12 protein-coding genes are annotated in these 16,834 nt (G+C 65.9%); 9 read left to right on the forward strand and 3 right to left on the reverse strand.

Annotation, left to right across the window (positions count from 1 at the left end; translation table 11 throughout):
- The first annotated feature begins 111 nt into the window (after positions 1 to 111).
- The 4 genes from ACTJKX_RS01025 to ACTJKX_RS01040 all read left to right on the forward strand — a co-directional run bounded on the left by ACTJKX_RS01025 (position 112) and on the right by ACTJKX_RS01040 (position 7,187).
- Positions 112 to 876, forward strand: a complete 765-nt coding sequence (locus ACTJKX_RS01025; RefSeq protein ID WP_440724089.1) for a hypothetical protein — start codon at positions 112 to 114, stop codon at positions 874 to 876.
- Entirely contained in the window at positions 825 to 3,260 is a 2,436-nt protein-coding gene (locus ACTJKX_RS01030; protein ID WP_440724090.1) for a hypothetical protein, read from the forward strand. Before ACTJKX_RS01025 ends, ACTJKX_RS01030 begins: the two co-directional genes overlap by 52 nt.
- Complete coding sequence (locus tag ACTJKX_RS01035; RefSeq protein ID WP_440724091.1) at positions 3,257 to 4,927, forward strand: SWIM zinc finger family protein; 1,671 nt, start codon at positions 3,257 to 3,259, stop codon at positions 4,925 to 4,927. Before ACTJKX_RS01030 ends, ACTJKX_RS01035 begins: the two co-directional genes overlap by 4 nt.
- Positions 4,928 to 5,336: 409 nt before the next feature.
- The gene (locus ACTJKX_RS01040; RefSeq protein WP_440724092.1) at positions 5,337 to 7,187 is read left to right on the forward strand and encodes a reverse transcriptase family protein; all 1,851 of its coding nucleotides are present in this window, start codon (positions 5,337 to 5,339) and stop codon (positions 7,185 to 7,187) included.
- Positions 7,188 to 7,419: 232 nt separating this feature from the next.
- Here the strand turns inward: ACTJKX_RS01040 and mbfA are convergent, their stop codons facing one another.
- From mbfA to ACTJKX_RS01055, 3 genes are all read right to left on the reverse strand, one after another.
- Positions 7,420 to 8,373 carry an iron exporter MbfA gene (gene mbfA, locus ACTJKX_RS01045; protein WP_440724093.1) on the reverse strand — a complete coding sequence of 318 codons (954 nt, stop codon included), beginning with the start codon at positions 8,371 to 8,373 and terminating at the stop codon, positions 7,420 to 7,422.
- A 75-nt stretch (positions 8,374 to 8,448) separates the two neighbouring features.
- A complete protein-coding gene (locus tag ACTJKX_RS01050; RefSeq protein ID WP_440724094.1) occupies positions 8,449 to 9,024 on the reverse strand; it encodes a Yip1 family protein in 576 nt (191 codons plus the stop codon).
- Between the two features lie 81 nt (positions 9,025 to 9,105).
- Complete coding sequence (locus tag ACTJKX_RS01055) at positions 9,106 to 10,269, reverse strand: dihydrodipicolinate synthase family protein (protein WP_440724095.1); 1,164 nt, start codon at positions 10,267 to 10,269, stop codon at positions 9,106 to 9,108.
- 334 nt (positions 10,270 to 10,603) lie between these two features.
- Between ACTJKX_RS01055 and ACTJKX_RS01060 the strand changes: the two genes are divergently transcribed.
- The 5 genes from ACTJKX_RS01060 (at position 10,604) to ACTJKX_RS01080 (ending at position 16,803) form a co-directional block, all read left to right on the forward strand.
- Complete coding sequence (locus ACTJKX_RS01060) at positions 10,604 to 11,662, forward strand: LacI family DNA-binding transcriptional regulator (protein ID WP_440724096.1); 1,059 nt, start codon at positions 10,604 to 10,606, stop codon at positions 11,660 to 11,662.
- Entirely contained in the window at positions 11,662 to 12,705 is a 1,044-nt protein-coding gene (locus tag ACTJKX_RS01065) for a Gfo/Idh/MocA family protein (RefSeq protein ID WP_440724097.1), read from the forward strand. Before ACTJKX_RS01060 ends, ACTJKX_RS01065 begins: the two co-directional genes overlap by 1 nt.
- Before the next feature lie 4 nt (positions 12,706 to 12,709).
- Positions 12,710 to 14,302, forward strand: a complete 1,593-nt coding sequence (locus tag ACTJKX_RS01070; protein ID WP_440724098.1) for an acyl CoA:acetate/3-ketoacid CoA transferase — start codon at positions 12,710 to 12,712, stop codon at positions 14,300 to 14,302.
- 201 nt (positions 14,303 to 14,503) lie between these two features.
- Positions 14,504 to 15,277, forward strand: coding sequence for an enoyl-CoA hydratase/isomerase family protein (locus tag ACTJKX_RS01075; RefSeq protein ID WP_440724099.1), 774 nt, complete (start codon positions 14,504 to 14,506; stop codon positions 15,275 to 15,277).
- Positions 15,278 to 15,279: 2 nt separating this feature from the next.
- Entirely contained in the window at positions 15,280 to 16,803 is a 1,524-nt protein-coding gene (locus tag ACTJKX_RS01080) for an aldehyde dehydrogenase family protein (RefSeq protein WP_440724100.1), read from the forward strand.
- Positions 16,804 to 16,834 lie beyond the last annotated feature (31 nt).

Consider the following 16,834-nt stretch of genomic DNA (forward strand, 5'->3'; position numbering starts at 1 on the left):
GCGCTGGCCTGTCAGCGGTGTTTCCTCGGTATCGCCTGATGCATGCAGCCGATTGACGCCGGAGGCGGAACTTGCCACACCTTCATCGAAATATGCATCCATGGGGTGGTAATGAAACTCGTCCGTTCTGTCCGCCTATGGATGAAGGAGGGGACATCAGACAAGATCTACGAGGTGGATCTCGTCGATCTCGAACACGCACAAGTTGAAGAGCGCTATCTCGTCAATTTTCGATATGGCAGGCGTGGAAAGACGCTGCGGGATGGTACGAAGACACCTTCTCCGGTTGTATTGGCGTCGGCAGAAAAGCTTTATGACAGTGTCGTCATTTCAAAGGTGAATGACGGCTATCGCCGCATGGGCGAGGACGTTCCAGCCATTACGGCCTCCCAAACGGCGGGCGAGGTTCCCGTTGGCGGGCGCGATGGCGAGTTGCTCAACCAGCTTGCCTCCTGCCTCCGCTCGCCCTGGCCCGCCAAGGAACGTGATCGCCTGTTCTGGCGCCTCGGCGTCATCCGCCTGAAGGCCGCTTGGCCGCAGCTCGCCGCCATTGCCGAAAAGCTCGGCCCGAGCCAGGCGAGCTACAGCCTGGTGCATGCCTTGGCGCGTTGCGGCGGCGCCGATGCGGCCGGGCTCCTGGCCGGCATCGCCGAGACCAATGTCAGCGCGGTGACGCGAGACTATGCCGCCTATGCCCTTGCCAGCGATCTCCTCGGCCCGGCCCGTCAGCCGCCACGCCTCGTACTGCCCAGGGCCGACAATGCGCGCAGGCGGCGGCCATCGAGGCGGCGATCGCTGCTGCCAACGGTCCTGCCCTGGTCGAGGTGCTGCTTGCCGCTGCGACGCAGCAGCCTGGCTTCGCCAACCAGTTCCTGATTGCCCTTGCCCATCGCGCGCTTGTCGACGGCACGGCCCGCAAGGCCCTGCTGGCGGGGCTCGCCGTCGTTTCCGCCCGGCCTCCCTTCGTGCAGGTGCTGCGGCGCTTGTTCAAATATGCCGATCTCACCGATGATGGTCCGCTCTTTGCGGCAACGGCCCGCCAGTTCGAGTTGGCCACGCCGATGTATCGCTACGCCTATCGCGGCCAGGTCTGGCTCCCGGGCCAGCGCAAGCCCGTGAAGCTCAGCGAGGAGCAGGCCAGCGTCACGCCGCGCGTCGCACTGTCGGAGCAGACGCTGCTTTACTTCAAACGCCGGGCCTGGCGCAGCCTGCGCAAGCGCGGCGAACTCGGTCAGGATGCCTTCACGGCGATGGCGTGCGACCTGTTGCTGGCCTTCGGCGACGCCGATGGCGAGAAGGCCTATGAGCAGCAATATTTCGTGCAGGTCGATGGGCGATATCAGCGGCGCACGCTCTACCATCCCGCGCTGCGGCGGATCTGGAGTCTTGGCCAGCTGCTTCATCGCAACCAGCCCGGTGTGCGCTTCCGTCCGAACAGGTTGAGTTTCTCGGTTGCCGACGAAGCGGGCGCGGATGGGCGCGGGGAGGCGTTTCCGGCCTTGTGGGACGCCCAGCCGCAACGCCTGCTGCGGGTAGCCGCAGGGGCACGCTACCAGGCCGCGGCGCTCTTTGCCGTGCAGGCCCTGCGGGAGGGGCCTGCACGACCGGTGGCGATGGATGCTGCCGCGATCCCGGATCTGTTGACCTCGCCCTATGCCGAAGTGCTTGGCCTGGCGGTATCGCTTGCCCGCCGCCTGATCGACGAGGGCAAGGCTGATGCCACCCTGATCGCGGCCCTGATGCAGGCCGACGTCACCGAAGCCCACATGTTGGCGATCCGGGCGATCGGCGGGCGTCCCGAATGGCCCTGGTCCGAACCGGCTTTGGCATTGGCTGCCCTGCTCACCCCGCAGGCACGCATGCAGCAGGAGACCCGCGATTGGCTGGAACAGCGCCCGCCGAGCCGGCAGCAGCGGGTCCGCCTGACCGAGGATTTCGCAGCCTGGCTCGGGGGCCTGCCGGCCGAACCGGACGAGCGGCACCTGGCAAGCCTGCGCTTTGCCCTGTCCCTGCTGCCTACTCTTTGGCCGGCGCATGACTGCCCGCTGCCTCCGGCCGCCATCGAGGCCCTGACAGGCCACAGGGCGAGCGTGGTGCAGGGGGCCGCGATCGAGCTGCTCGCCGTCACGCCGATTCGTCCCGGCGAGCTGCCGCGTCCCTTCTGGGAGGCGGTCCTCACAGCCGAATCACTGCCGGTGCGGTCCGCCTCGATGCGCCTGCTCGCGCGGCTCGACGACACCGAGCTCGCAGCGCAGGGCCAGACCATCCTGGCGGCCGCCACCGGCGCCCATGCGGATCTGCGCGCCGCGGCCCGCCCGCTGATAACCCGGCTTGCTGCGCATGATCCCGGCTTTGCCGAAGCCCTCAGGGACCGGCTGATCGATGGTCTGTTCCGTGCCGAACCCTCCGACGGGCATGCGGCTGACATGGTCGAGCTTTTTGCCGCGAGCCTGCCCGGTTTTCTCGCCGGCTTGGACATGTCGACGCTCTGGCGCCTGTTGCAGGCGCGAGCAAAAGGTGCGCGGCTGCTTGGTGCTCGGGCGCTCGGGCAAACCGACGCTTCGCGCTTTTCCATCAAGCAGCTGGCCCGGCTCGGCAATCATCCCTTCGCGGCGGTACGGGCCTTTGCTCTGAACGCCTTCGAGGCTGACCAGGCCCGCTTCCTGGCCGCCCCTGAAGATGCGGTGCTGCTGGTCGAAAGCGAGTGGGAAGACATTCGCGTACCCGCAACGCGGCAATTGCTGAACTGGCCGGATGGAGCCTTGCCGGCCGCAGCGCTGGCGGTGATGGCCGACTCCACCTCACCGGCCGTGCAGGAGAGTGCGCGCCAATTGCTGCGCCGAAGCCTGGATTCGGGCGATGCCGGCATGGTGCTCGCGCGTGTGCTCGAACACCCCTCCGGCAGCTTCCATCTCTTCGTCACCGAACTGATCACCGGACAGAGCCTTGCGGATCCGACAATGTTCGCGACTTTCCTGACGCAGGCCCGCATCATCCTGATGCAGGTCAATCGTGGCCGGATCGCCAAGGACCGCGTGTTCGCCGCGCTCCGGCGCGAGGCGCTCGGCAGCCAGGACAGGGCGCAGGCGATCTGGCGCCTCCTGCATGATGTAACTCTCAGCTCCGTTGCCAAGGACCGGGCGCCGGCACTGGCCATCCTCACCGACATCGCTCGCCGGTGGCCGGAAATCGCCTTGCCCGTCCGGGTGGCACCGGCCCGCCAGGCGATGCGTACCGCCTCGCAGGAGAGTGCGGCATGAATTTCGTCTATCGTTTTCTCGGCGAAAGCCGCGCGAGCGCGGATGCGGCGGCGTCCACTTTCGGCTTCGCGCCCGATACGCTGCGCCAGCCGGCCTTCTTCAGTGGCAAGGTTGTGCGGCACCTGGCCTTTCGCGAGGCGATCTCCGCGCTGCACCATGTCGTGGTCTCGGATCTCCGGTTCAAGCCGCGCGATCGTACCGCCTATTTCGAATGGCTGAAGCAGAACGAGGCAGCGTTGCTGGCCGAGGCGGCCGCCCGCCGCGAGGAACTCAAACCGCGCATCGAGACGCTGCGCCAGCGCATACGCTCGCTCGATGACGAGAGCCAGCGCCTGATGAAACCGTTCTTCACGGCGCGGCAGGCCTATTTCAACTATCTCTACAAGCAAAATCGCGATGCCTGGATCGTGCTCGATCCGGTCATCACCGTGCATCCGGACGAGATCTTCTTCGAGTGCTTCAGCCTGGACGAATCGAGCTATGGGCGCCTGTCCTGCGATCATGACGTGTTCGAGCAGCTCGGCGAGATGGCGTTCGGCACCACCAATATCGACTACAGCCATGCGCTCTATGACGAATTCCAGAAGATCCGTACCTATCGCGACACCACGCTGAGCATCGACCCATCCGGCTTCGAAGTGCAGACCGCCGACGACAACGCCTTTCGCGAAGAAAAGATTGATCTGCCCGACAGCTGGGTGCGCGGCTTCCTGCAGGTCTCGAGTGCCATGACCCTGCCGGCTCATGTCTTCGACCTCCATCCGATGGATCTCGCCAATATCCTGGGCACCCTTGCCCGCAGGAAGGAGCGTGTCGGTCCGCGCTCGCTGCGTTTCCTGCTCAAGCCCGACGCGCCGGTCGAGGTCGTGGTCGAGCCCTGGGGCGAACGCCTCACCTTCCGGCGCTCGATCTATCGGGGGCGGGAAGGGGGCGAGATCCGGATCTGGGGCCGGCGCCGTCTTGCCATCCTGGAAAGGGCGCTGCCGCTTGCCCGCAGCGTGCGCGTGCATCTCACCGGCACGGGGCTTCCTGCCTTCTTCGTGGTCGATTTCGGCGGCATCCGCTTCACACTCGGCCTTTCCGGCTGGACGGCCAATGACTGGTCCTCGGCCGGCCAGTTCGACCTGCTGGCTCCCCGTCACAAGGTGGATGCCGATACGGCCCAGCGCGTATTCGCCGCACTCGGGGACCGGCATGCCGCACCGGCGCGGGACCTCGCCCGGGATCTCGGCCTGGAGGAAAGCATGGTGCAGGCCGCTCTCACCGCCTATACCCAGGCAGGGCGGGTGATGTTCGACCTCGACAAGGGCATCTATCGCCGGCGCGAGCTCACGCGCGAGCCCCTGGCGCTGTCGCAGCTGCGTTTCGCCAGCGAGCAGGAGGCCAGCGCTGACCGCCTGGTCGAGGCCAACCTCGTCACCATCGCCGGCGTCGACCGCAATCAGGGCCGGCGCATCGTCACCGGCACGGTGCTCGACAATGCCCGCAAGGAAAGCGTCGCGCTCACCATCGATGCGGACGACCGCTTGGTCGAGGCGCGCTGCAGCTGTCACTTCTACGGACACAACAAGATGATGCGCGGACCCTGCGAGCACATGCTGGCGCTCAGGCGCATCTTCCATGCCGAGGTCGAGGGCGTGGCGCAGGACAAGGGAGATGCGGCATGAGGCTTCCCTTGTTTACCGAGGCGTCGCCAGGGCCGGTGTGCCGGCATGTTGGGACTTTCTCACCTGTGTTCCGCCGGGAACAGCACCTTGGCTTGAAATCGGTGAGCGGATGCGCTTACCTCACTTATCGGAAGGGCGCGGGCCGGTCAGGACCTTGCAACCCGGGCGGCGTATCGCCGTCCTTGCAACATGACCGTGCACGCATCACTGGCCCAATCTTCACTGGGCGGGGACTGCCTACCGGTGCGCTATTGCAGATTGGGTTCCTTGAACCCAATAGCGCACCGGTAGGCGTCCCCGCTTCGAGTGGATTGATCCAGTCCTTGGACGAGACGAAGGCAACCCGGCCTGCGCCCCTTCCGGTTCCCCATGGCGATGCCTTCCTTCGTCCCCAATGGCGGGAGGCGGCATGAACCAGAGTGTCGCACCGGGAACCCTGACCCGGCAGGAACTCTATGACCGCATCCGTGAATCCTCCAAGGACGAGGTCATCCTCGAAGAGATGATCCGGCTCGGCTTCTGGCCGGATGGTGCGGCCGCACCGAGCCCTGCGGCCGAGGCGATCCGCGAGCGCGGCGAGGCCATGCGCGAGCTCGGTGAGCTTCAGCGCCAGAATGCCCTGTGGAGCGATCCGGAGCGGGCGATCAAGGAGATGCACAAGCGGCGCAAGGCCGAGGCCCTGGCGCGGAGGACCGAGACCAGGCGGCGCCATGCCCAGGCGCGCCAGGACCGGGCCGAGGCCTGGCACGTCAGGCGCCAGCGCGAGGTGCTTTATCTGGGGGAGGGTGTGTCCGCCGGGCTGGGCGCCACGAAAGCCGAGAAGCCTCGATTGCCCGGCCTGCCTGAAATCGCCGATGCCAAGGTGCTGGCCGACCGGATCGGCATTTCTCTCGGCGAATTGCGCTTTCTCACCTTCAACCGCGCCGTATCGAGCGTCAGCCATTATCAGCGCTTCCGCATTCCCAAGAAAACGGGTGGAGAGCGCCTGATCTCGGCGCCGATGCCACGCTTGAAGCGGGCGCAATACTGGGTGCTCGACAACATCCTCGCCAAGGCCGGCCTGCATGAGGCGGCGCATGGCTTCGTGCCCGGGCGCTCGATCCTGACCAATGCGCGCAATCATGTCGGCAAGGACGTGGTCGTCAATCTCGACCTCAAGGATTTCTTCCCGAGCCTGACCTATGGGCGCGTGAAAGGACTGTTCGAGGCGCTGGGCTATAGCGAGGCGGCCGCGATTCCGCTCGCCTTGCTCTGCACCGAGCCCAAGGTCGACGAGGTGGAACTGGACGGCGAACGCCATTTCGTCGCTGACGGGCCCAGGCTGCTGCCGCAGGGCGCGCCGACCAGCCCCGCCATTACCAATCTCGTCTGCCGGCGGCTCGACCGGCGGCTGGAGGGGCTCGCCCGGACACTCGGCTATACCTATAGCCGTTATGCCGACGACCTCACTTTCTCGGCGTCCGGTGAAGCGGCGAGGAAGATCGGGACCTTGCTGAAGGCGGTGCAGGGGATCGTCGTCGGTGAGGGTTTCATCATTCATCCCGACAAGACCCGCGTCATGCGCCGCTCGGGGCATCAGGAGGTCACGGGCCTCACGGTCAATGAACGGGTCGCCGTGCCCCGTTCCCTCCTGCGTCGCTATCGCGCGGTGCTGCAGCAGGTGGAACGACACGGGCCGGCTGGCCGCCATTTCGGCCCGGGCAAGGACGTGGTGCGCTCCTTGCTCGGCTTTGGCCAGTTCGCGGCCATGGTGGATCCGCAACAGGGAGCCGGTTTGCTGGAACGTGCCCGCCGTCTTGCTGCGGCGCATGCCGCGCCAGCTGAGAGGTCGAAGCAGCCAGGCGGTGCGGCGGCTTTCCGCGCCGCCGCTGCGGCCGGGCGGGCGCCTGCGGGCAATCATTGGCTGCCGGCGGAAAGGCCGGCGCCGGCTCTCGATCCCGTGCTGGCGGCTCTCGCGCGCGGAGAGGCCAAAAAGGCCGAACAGGCGCAGCGGAAGGCGGAGGCCGCTCGGCAGGCCGTGGCACAAAGTGCCTTGCGCCGCGCCACCTCCGAAACTTCGCCGTCGCCGGCAAGCCAGGCGACGGGACAGGCACAGGGGGCTTCAGGCCCACGGGCCGGCAGGAAGCTGCGCTTTACGCCCAAGCGCCTGCTCGTGATCGCCGCGATCCTGATCTTCCCCCTGCTCATCCCGGGGATCGGCCCATTCGTCAGCGGCCTCCTGCTCTATCTCTATCTGCGCTGGATGTGGAAACAGGGGTGAGGGTATCTGCGGGGGCGCTTGAGACTCGCGGAAAAATAATTGCTCGGATCGCACTGTCATCCCCGGCGGAGCCGCTCGCGAGTGAAGCGAGAGAGGGCGAGGGTATCGTCACAAGCTGCGCTTGTGACTGGAATCCAGGGGCCACAAATTGCCCCTATCGGCTCCTGGATCCCCTTGCCTCGGCCTACGGCCTCGCCGGGGATGACAGCACACTTGTTTCTAAGCGCGCCCCTCACTGGCTGCCGATCAGGATGCCGGTGAGCAGCACCAGGATGCCACCGAGGACGACCTGCACGATCGCCGAGGTAAAGGGCGTGGCCATGAAGCGGGTGCGGATCCAGGCGATGGCGATGAGTTCCAAGACGACCACGCAGCCGGCGACGCCGGTTGCCACCCAGAAATCGGGGATGAGATAGGGCAGGGTATGGCCGAGGCCGCCCACCGTGGTCATCACGCCGCAGGCCGCACCGCGTACCCAGGGGTGGCCGCGCCCGGTGATCTCGCCATCGTCCGACAGGGCTTCGGTCAAACCCATGCTGATGCCGGCGCCGATCGAGGCGGCGAGGCCGACCAGGAAGGCGTCCCAGGAGTTCATGGTGGCGAAGGCGGCGGCGAAGATCGGGGCGAGGGTGGAGACCGAGCCGTCGATCAGCCCGGCCAGGGCGGGCTGCACGATCTGCAGCACGAAAAGGCGCCGGGAGGTCTCGTCCTCGCTGCGCTTTTGGTCGGCCGGCAGCTTGGATTCCAGCGTCTCGGCCAGGCTTTCGTGGCGCTTTTCCTCTTCGGCGAGATCGGCCAGCAGGGTGCGGATTTCGACGTCATGGGCCCGTTCCGCCGCCTTGGCATAGAAGCTGGCGGCTTCCAGCTCCATGGTCTCGGCCTGCTCGCGCACCGCGTCGATGCGCAGATTGTCGAGCAGCCAGATTGGGTTGCGCTTGAGGAAGCCGCTGACGTCCTGTCGGGTGATATAGGGCAGGGTATCGCCGAACTTGGCGGTATAAGTCTCCAGCAAGCGGTGGCGATGGCCGCGCTCTTCTTCGGCCATCGCTTCGAAGATCTTGGCGGAACCGGGAAAATCGGCGCGCAGGCGATTGGCGAATTGCAGATAGATGCGCGCATCCTCCTCCTCGTTGGAGATGGCGAGCGCCAGGATCTCGGCCTCGTTCAGATCGGAAAAACGTTTCATGGTGAACCTAGATTAGAATAGTTCTAAATTAAGCTCTTTCTATCCCGCTTACCGGTTCCTGTCGAGCCAAATCCCTCAGCCCGGGAAAAAGGGCGGCACGAGCAATGCCGCCAACACAGAACCCACCAGAAAGTTGAGAAGTAGCCCGATCAGCACCACGGCGATCGTATAGATCGGCGTCTTCATGGCGGGAATCCGCATCAGCGCGGGAGCGCCGACGAACAGGAGATAGACGCTGTAGAGGCCGACGATGGCGAGCAGTCCCAGGGCCGGAACGATCGTGAAGATGTTGGCGAGCCAGGCCGCCGTCATGCTGTAGGCGGCAAGCTTGAAGGCGCTGAGGAAGTCGGACCTGCCGCCGAAATGGGGAGCCAGCCGATCGATCACGATTGCCATGACATGGAGCATGGCGAGGGTGATCACGTAACGCAGGACGGCCAGAACAAGGCCGCTGACCAAGCCGATGCGGGCGCCGTCGATGCCGATCAGCGAGGTGCCGATGAAGCCGGCAATCGGACCGATCGCGGCGAGATGGAGGACATAGTCCCGATAGATGCGTTCGACGCTGGTCGCCTCGGCGGCGATAATTCGCCATTCGGCTGACGGCGACAGCAAAAGGTTCCGCGCCCGTGCCAGGATGTCCATGACCATGGTGATGACAACTCCGATCGATCGCCCTTTGCATAGCACGGGGCGCAGCGCCGTAATGGTCCGTCACGGGCGCTTGGGGAGTTATCCAATACCGTTCAGGGCACAGAGCAGCTTCATGCGGTGGGCGGCCTTTTCGGGGTCGACCAGAAGCTGGGCCTTGTCCGCCAGGCGGAAGAGGTCGGCGTAATGGACGATGCCGCGGGCGGACTCGGCGCCTCCGACCATGCGGAAATGCGACTGGAAGCCATTGAGCCAGGCCAGGAACACCACGCCGGATTTGTAGAACTGGGTCGGCGCCTCGAACAGGCGGCGGGCCAGGGTCACGGTCGGGTCGAGGATGACGCGATAGCCTTCTTCGTTGCCGGCGGCGAGCCGGTCCATCGCCGCGGCGGCGGCCGGCGCGATCGGGTCGAAGATGCCGAGCAGCCCGTGCGAGAAGCCCTGCAAATCGCCCTGGATCAGTTCGCCATAGTTGAAATCGTCGCCGGTATACATCGCCACGCCCTCCGGCAGCAGCCGGCGCAGGGTGACTTCCTTCTGTGCGTCGAGCAGGGAGATCTTGATGCCGTCGATCTTGCCGGCATGGCTGCGGATCAGTTCCAGCACCGTCTGCATGGCCGGCTCGAACGCCTGCGAGCCCCAATAGCCCGCAAGGGCGGGGTCGAAGGCTTCGCCGAGCCAATGCAGGATCACCTTGTCGCGGGTCTGCTCGATCAGCCGGCCATAGACGGTGAGATAGTCGTCGGGTCCCTTGGCAAGGCGGCAGAGAGCGCGGCTCGCCATCAGGATGATGCGCCCGCCATGCTTCTCGACATGGGCGATCTGTTCCTCATAGGCCCGGATGACGTCGTCGAGCGTGGTGGCGGTTTCGAGGGCGAGCTGGTCGGTGCCGGCGCCGCAGGCGAGGTCCGCGCCCGGCCGGCTGCGGGCCTCGGCCAACGAGCGTTCGATCAGTTCGGCGGCGGCAGGCCAGTCCAGGCCCTGGCCACGCTGGGAGGTGTCCATGGCTTCGGCGATCTTGAAACCCAGCCCCCATAGATGATGGCGGAAACGCAAGGTCGCCTCCCAGTCGACCGCCGGCCGACGCCAAGGGTCCTCGAGGCGGCGGGGATCGGCCACGACATGGGCGGCTGCATAGAGGGTGCGCGGAAAATTGCCGGTATGGACGAGCGGGTAGGGGGAGGACGGCCCGTAGTGATAGGCCTCCAGGCTGCCGTCGACAGTAGGCAATATCAGTGCGCTCATCGGCCTCTCCTCGTTCCTCTCCCATCCGGCTTCTTTGACGCCCGTGCCATTTTTCGTCCGATGCCCGGCGTTTGCGGGGGAATCGGCTGCAAAGCAGCGCCCCGACAAGATCGTCACAGGATGCCGGTGAAAATAGGCCAAGGCGTCGCGCCTTGGGGATAAGCATGTCGATTAGAACGTTCCAAAGTCAAGAATATTTCACGCGGGGGAATGTTTATTCTTTTATTTCAATGAGTTCATGGGTACTCGAAAGCGGTATTGACATATTCATAGGAACGTTCCAAAAATATCGCTTACTGACCCGGTTCAAGAGGTCGGCCGAGGGAGCGCGAGGATGAGCGGAGGCAAGCGCGGCGTAAGCCGGGCCACGACGATCGTCGATATTGCCAGAGCCGCCGGTGTGTCGAAATCGACCGTGTCGCTGGTGCTCAAGGATTCCCCCCTCGTCAAGTCGGCCACGCGGGATCGCGTTATCAGGGCCATCGACCAGCTCGGTTATGTCTACAACCGCTCGGCCGCGAGCCTGCGCACCGCCCGCTCCAGCTTCGTGGGCATGGTGATCTCGGATCTCATGAACCCCTTCTTCACCGAACTCGCCGTCGGCATCGAGGATGGGCTGCACAATATGGGCTTCGTGCCCATCCTGGCCAACACCAACGAGGATGTCGAGCGGCAGACCCGGGTGCTGCAATCCCTGCGCGAGCACGGCGTCGCCGGCATCATCATGAGCCCGGCCCGCGGCACGGATGTCTGGTCGCTGGCCGAGACCCTGCCGCGTTCCCTGCCGATGGTGCTGACCATGCGCCGGGTCGAGGGCAGCAGCCTGCCCTATATTGGCCCCGACAACCGTGCCGGCGCCCGCGAGGCCGTCAGCCATCTCATCAAGCTCGGCCACCGCTCCATTGCCTTTCTCGGCGGCTTCGGCAGCATGACCACCCAGAAGGAGCGCATTTCCGGCTATCGGGACGCGCTGATCGCAGCTGGGCTGCCGCTCACCGACGAACTGATCTGCGAGGCCATGCCGACACGGGCCGGCGGTGCCGAAGCCATCGCGGCGGCCTTGGCGAGCCCCCACAGGCCGACGGCAGCCTTCTGCTACAACGACATCGTGGCGATGGGGGCGACCCGCGCCCTCGGCCTGCGCGGCATCCGCGTCGGCGTCGATTTCGCGGTGATCGGCTTCGACGACATCGTCGAGGCCGAGCACAACGCCCCGCCCCTCACCACCGTCAATGCCGATACCAGGATCATGGGCACGCGCGCGGCCCGCAGCCTGCTTGGCCTGATCGACGGCGCCGATCCGGAAGCGATGTCCTTCATCGGCACGACCCGTCTGGTGGTGCGTGAATCCTGCGGCGCTCATGGACGTACTATCTTGAAGGAGACGGCATAATGGCCCAGCCAGCGTCGGGTAAGAGCGTGGCAGCTTCAAAACGAGGCTTGCGCTGGGGGATCGTCGGCGCCACGACCATCGCCAGGGAATGGATGATCGGGGCCATTCGCGAGACGGGTGGCGAGGTCGTCAGCGTGATGTCTTCCGACGCGGAGCGCGGCAAGGCCTACGCCGAGGCGAACGGCATTCCCCATTCGACCCGCAGCCTTGCGACCCTGCTCGCCAAGGATATCGATGCGGTCTACATCGCCACCACCAACGAAAAGCATAAGGCGCAGACCCTGGCAGCTGCCAAGGCCGGCATTCACGTGCTGTGCGAAAAGCCGTTGGCCCTCAAGCTGGCCGATGCCCACCGGATGGTCGCCGCCTGCAAGGAAGCCGGCGTCGTCATGGCTACCAACCACCATCTGCGCAATGCCGCCGCCTTCCGTGCCATGCGCGATGCCGTCGCCTCCGGCAAGATCGGCAAGCCGCTGTTCGCCCGGGTCTTCCACGCCGTCTACCTGCCGCCGCATCTGCAGGGCTGGCGCATCAAGGATGCCAAGGCCGGCTCGGGCGTGGTGATGGACATCACCGTACACGATGCCGACACGCTGCGTTTCGTGCTCGGCGAGGAGCCGGTGGCGGCAACCGCCTTCACCCAGCAGGGTGGCATGGGCGGCACAGGCATCGAGGACGGCGTCATGGGCGTGGTGCGTTTCGAGAGCGGATTGCTGGCTCAGTTCCACGATGCCTTCACCACCGCCTATGCCAAGACGGGCTTCGAAGTGCACGGCAGCGAAGGCTCCCTGATCGGCACCGATTGCATGACGCAAAAGCCTGTCGGCGAAGTGGTGCTGCGCAATGCGTCCGGCGAGCACAAGCTGCCCTTCGAGCCGGAAAACCTCTATGTCCGCAGCGTCGCCAATTTCCAGAACGCCGTGCGCGGCAAGGGAACGCCGTCGGCTACCGGCGAGGATGGCATCCGCTCGATGGCCCTGGCCCTGGCCGTGCTGAAATCGGCCAAAACGGGCCGCGAAGTCGCCGTCGAGCCGGGGCTCTGATCCGATGGCCTTCCCGAAAGTCCTTTCCGCCGACCAGGCTGCCGCGCTCATCCCCGACAATGCCGTGGTGACCGTCTCTTCCTCCTCCGGTCTCGGTTGTCCGGATGCGACGCTCGCCGCCATCGGCCGCCGCTTCGACGCCTCCGGGCACCCGCGCAACCTCACCACCCTGCACCCCATCGCAGCTGGTGACATGTGGGGCATCAAGGGCGTCGATCATATCGCCAGGCCAGGCCTGCTCGCCCGTATCCTTGGCGGCTCCTATCCTTCCGGTCCCTCGTCTGCGGAGCCGCCGGCGATCTGGAAGATGATCACCGGCAATGAGATCCCCGCCTACAACATCCCCTCCGGCATCCTGTTCGACATGCATCGCGAGGCGGCGGCCAAGCGCCCCGGCGTGCTCACCAAGATCGGCATGGACACCTTCGTCGATCCGGCTCGCGAGGGCTGTGCCATGAACCAGCGGGCGGCGGAGGCGCCGATCGTGCGCAAGGTCGAGTTCGACGGGCAGGACTGGCTCTATTTCAGGACGATCGTGCCGGATGTCGCCATCATCCGCGCCACCACGGCCGACGAGCGCGGCAATCTTTCCTATGAGCATGAGGGCGGCTATCTCGGCCCGCTCGACCAGGCACTCGCCGTGCGCAACAATGGCGGCATCGTCATCGCCCAGGTGAAGCGCCTCGCCGAGAGTGGCACGCTCAAGCCGCAGAACGTGCTGGTGCCGGGCGTGCTGGTGGATGCCATCGTGGTCGCGCCGGACCAGATGCAGACCACGCAGACGCCTTACGAGCCGGCGATCTCGGGCGAGATCTTCCGGCCGCTGTCGAGCTTCGAGATCCCCGAATTCGGCGTTTCCAAGGTGATCGCCCGCCGGGTGGCGCAGGAATTGCGTTACGGCGATGCCGTCAATATCGGCTTCGGCATTTCGGCCAATGTGCCGCGCATCCTGATCGAGGAGGGCCGGCATGGCGAGGTGACCTGGGTGATCGAACAGGGCGCCGTCGGCGGCGTGCCGTTGCTCGACTTCCAGTTCGGCTGTGCCTCCAACGCCGAGGCGATCATGCCTTCGCCCTATCAGTTCACCTATTTCCAGGGCGCCGGCTTCGATGCCTCGCTGCTCTCTTTCCTGCAGATCGACCGCGAGGGCAGCGTCAACGTCTCCAAGCTCGGTGTGCGCCCGCATGTGACGGCGGGGGCGGGTGGCTTCGTCGACATCACGGCCCGGGCGAGGCGCATCATCTTCTCCGGCTTCTTCACCGCCGCCGCCGGCCTTGCCGTCGAAAACGGCGCGCTGGTCATCGCCAGGGAAGGCAAGGTCAGGAAACTGGTCGAGGCGGTGGAGCATGTCTCCTTCTCCGGTCGCCGCGCCGTCGCCCAGGGCCAGGACATCACCTATGTCACCGAGCGCTGCGTGCTCAAGCTGACTGACAAGGGCATCGTGGTCACGGAAATTGCGCCCGGCGCCGACCTCCAGCGCGACATCCTGGCCCAGGCCGAGTTCCCGCTTGGTGTCGCCGACGATCTCAGGGTGATGGATGCGGCTCTGTTCCAGCCGGAAGCGATCGGGCTGGATTTGAGGGGAGGACAGGCGTGATGGGTCGGTGCCTTCACCCCTCATCCCCCTGCCGGGACCTTCTCCCGCAAGGGGAGAAGGGGTTTGACTGGGCGAGGTTGTCGTATTCGAGCGGTTACTGGTCTGCACTTCGCCTACCAAATCAATTCCCTTCTCCCCTTGCGGGAGAAGGTCCCGGCAGGGGGATGAGGGGTGTTGGAGCAATGCTATCGAGGGACCGCCATGTCTGATCCCGTCCGTCTCGACATCGAAGACGGTATCGCCATCATCACGCTGGCGCGTCCCGAAAAACTCAATGCCCTCGACGAGGCGATGATATCGGGGCTGGCTATCGCGGCCGAGCGGATCGACGCCCACGGTTCCGTCCGTGCCGCCATCCTCACCGGCGAGGGCAAGGGCTTTTGCGCGGGCGGCGACATTGCCGCCTGGGGCAAGCTCTCGCCCCTCGATATGGGCCAGCGCTGGGTGCGCGATGGCCATCGCGTCTTCGACCGCCTGACGCGGCTGCGTGCGCCCCTGATCGCAGCCATCAATGGACATGCGCTGGGTGGAGGCCTCGAATTGGCAGCGACGGCCGACATCCGCATCGCCGAGGAACAGGCCAAGTTCGGCCTGCCGGAAACCGGTATCGGTATGGTGCCGGGCTGGTCCGGCACGCAGCGCCTCGTCACCCGCTTCGGCGCGGCCGCCGTGCGCCGCCTCGCCCTGACCGGTGAGATCGTCACGGCCGAGCGGGCGCTGCAGCTCGGTCTGATCGATGAGATCGCGCCAAGGGGCCAGGGGCTTGAGCAGGCGCGCGAGCTTGCGCGCAAGATCGCCGGGCGCGGGCCCATCGCCAATGCCGTGGCCAAGCAGATGATCAATGCGGCGGAGGGCGAGGATGCTGCCGCCGCCATCGAAATCCTGGCGGGATCGCTGGTTTCCTACACCGACGATCTCAAGGAGGGCGTCGCCAGCTTCGTCGAGAAGCGCACGCCCCAGTTCAAGGGACAATGACCGTGACGATCGCCGTCCGCCTCGACAAGGCCCGTTTCGCCGCCGCACTCGCCGGCACTCCCCGCGAGCACCAGCTTTTCATCGCCGGAACCTTCGGGCCTGCCGCCGAGGGGCGGACCATCGAACGCCTCAGCCCCGGTCATGGCGAGCGGGTGGGCCTTTATCCGCAGGCAGGTGCCGCCGATCTCGATCGCGCCCTCGCTGCGGCGCGCAAAGCCTTCGATGACGGGCCATGGCCCTCATTGACCGGGGCGGAGCGCTCGCGCTTCCTCCACAAGGTCGCCGACCTGATCGAGGAAAGGCTCGAGATCTTCGCCACGCTCGACAGCCTCGAAGCCGGCAAGCCGATCAGCCAGGCCCGCGGCGAGATGGCCGGCGCCGTCGACATCTGGCGCTATGCGGCGGGCCTCGCCCGCGACCTGCATGGCGAGAGCTACAACACTATCGGTGCCAACAAGCTCGGCCTGGTGATGCGCGAGCCGATCGGGGTGGTCTCCATCATCACGCCCTGGAACTTCCCCTTCCTGATCGTCAGCCAGAAGCTGCCTTTCGCGCTTGCCGCCGGCTGCACCGCCGTGGTCAAGCCGAGCGAGATGACATCGGGCTCGACCCTGCTGCTCGGCCATTTGCTGGCGGAGGCCGGCCTGCCGGAAGGCGTGATCAACATCCTTTCCGGCTACGGCCCCGAGATCGGCGGGCCGATGACCACGGATGGCCGGGTCGACATGGTCTCCTTCACCGGTTCGACCCGGGTCGGCAAGGCGGCGATGGCGGCAGCCTCGGGCACGCTGAAGAAGCTGTCGATGGAGCTCGGCGGCAAGAACCCGCAACTGATCTTCCCGGACGCCGATCTCGACGCCGCGCTCGATGCCGCCGTGTTCGGTTCCTATTTCAACGCCGGTGAATGCTGCAATGCCGGCAGTCGCCTGCTGGTCCATCAGGACATCGCAGCCGAATTCGAGGCCGAATTCGTCAAGCGCTCCCGCCAGGTCGTGGTCGGCGACCCGCTGGATCCGGCCACTCTGGTCGGTGCGCTGATTTCGCCGCAGCATCTGGCTCAGGTCGAGGGGCATGTCGCCAACGCCCGGGCGGAAGGAGCCGAGGTCGCGCTGGGAGGAAACCGCCTGGAAAGCGAGGCCGGCCAGTTCATGGCGGCGACGGTGGTGGCCGGCGCGCGCGCCTCGATGGCGATCGCCCGCGACGAAGTGTTCGGGCCGGTGGCGACGGTGATGCGTTTCGCCAGCGCCGACGAAGCCGTTTCCATCGCCAATGGCGTGGATTACGGTTTGTCGGCCAGTGTCTGGAGCCGGGATTTCGACAAGGCCGTCGGCATCTCCAGGCGCCTCAAGGTCGGCACGGTTTGGACCAACACCTTCATGGACGGCGCCGCCGAACTGCCCTTCGGCGGCTTCCGGCAATCGGGGATCGGACGGGAACTCGGCCGCAATGCCGCGGCGGATTACACCGAGGAAAAGACGATGCATCTTCATTGCGGACCGCGCACGGCCTGGTGGCTGCCACGGTAGGCGATTGAGACGTCGCCGGAACGTATCCGGC

This window comes from Labrys sp. 22185 (assembly GCF_052045555.1).
Taxonomy (GTDB): Bacteria; Pseudomonadota; Alphaproteobacteria; order Rhizobiales; family Labraceae; genus Labrys; species Labrys neptuniae.

Excerpts from the sequence above, each read along its gene's own strand:
- ACTJKX_RS01055 (WP_440724095.1), bottom strand. The coding sequence starts at position 10,269 with ATGAGCGCACTGATATTGCCTACTGTCGACGGCAGCCTGGAGGCCTAT.
- ACTJKX_RS01040 (WP_440724092.1), top strand. The coding sequence starts at position 5,337 with ATGAACCAGAGTGTCGCACCGGGAACCCTGACCCGGCAGGAACTCTAT.
- ACTJKX_RS01070 (WP_440724098.1), top strand. The coding sequence starts at position 12,710 with ATGGCCTTCCCGAAAGTCCTTTCCGCCGACCAGGCTGCCGCGCTCATC.
- ACTJKX_RS01075 (WP_440724099.1), top strand. The coding sequence starts at position 14,504 with ATGTCTGATCCCGTCCGTCTCGACATCGAAGACGGTATCGCCATCATC.
- ACTJKX_RS01060 (WP_440724096.1), top strand. The coding sequence starts at position 10,604 with ATGAGCGGAGGCAAGCGCGGCGTAAGCCGGGCCACGACGATCGTCGAT.
- ACTJKX_RS01065 (WP_440724097.1), top strand. The coding sequence starts at position 11,662 with ATGGCCCAGCCAGCGTCGGGTAAGAGCGTGGCAGCTTCAAAACGAGGC.
- ACTJKX_RS01035 (WP_440724091.1), top strand. The coding sequence starts at position 3,257 with ATGAATTTCGTCTATCGTTTTCTCGGCGAAAGCCGCGCGAGCGCGGAT.
- mbfA (WP_440724093.1), bottom strand. The coding sequence starts at position 8,373 with ATGAAACGTTTTTCCGATCTGAACGAGGCCGAGATCCTGGCGCTCGCC.
- ACTJKX_RS01050 (WP_440724094.1), bottom strand. The coding sequence starts at position 9,024 with ATGGTCATGGACATCCTGGCACGGGCGCGGAACCTTTTGCTGTCGCCG.
- ACTJKX_RS01025 (WP_440724089.1), top strand. The coding sequence starts at position 112 with ATGAAACTCGTCCGTTCTGTCCGCCTATGGATGAAGGAGGGGACATCA.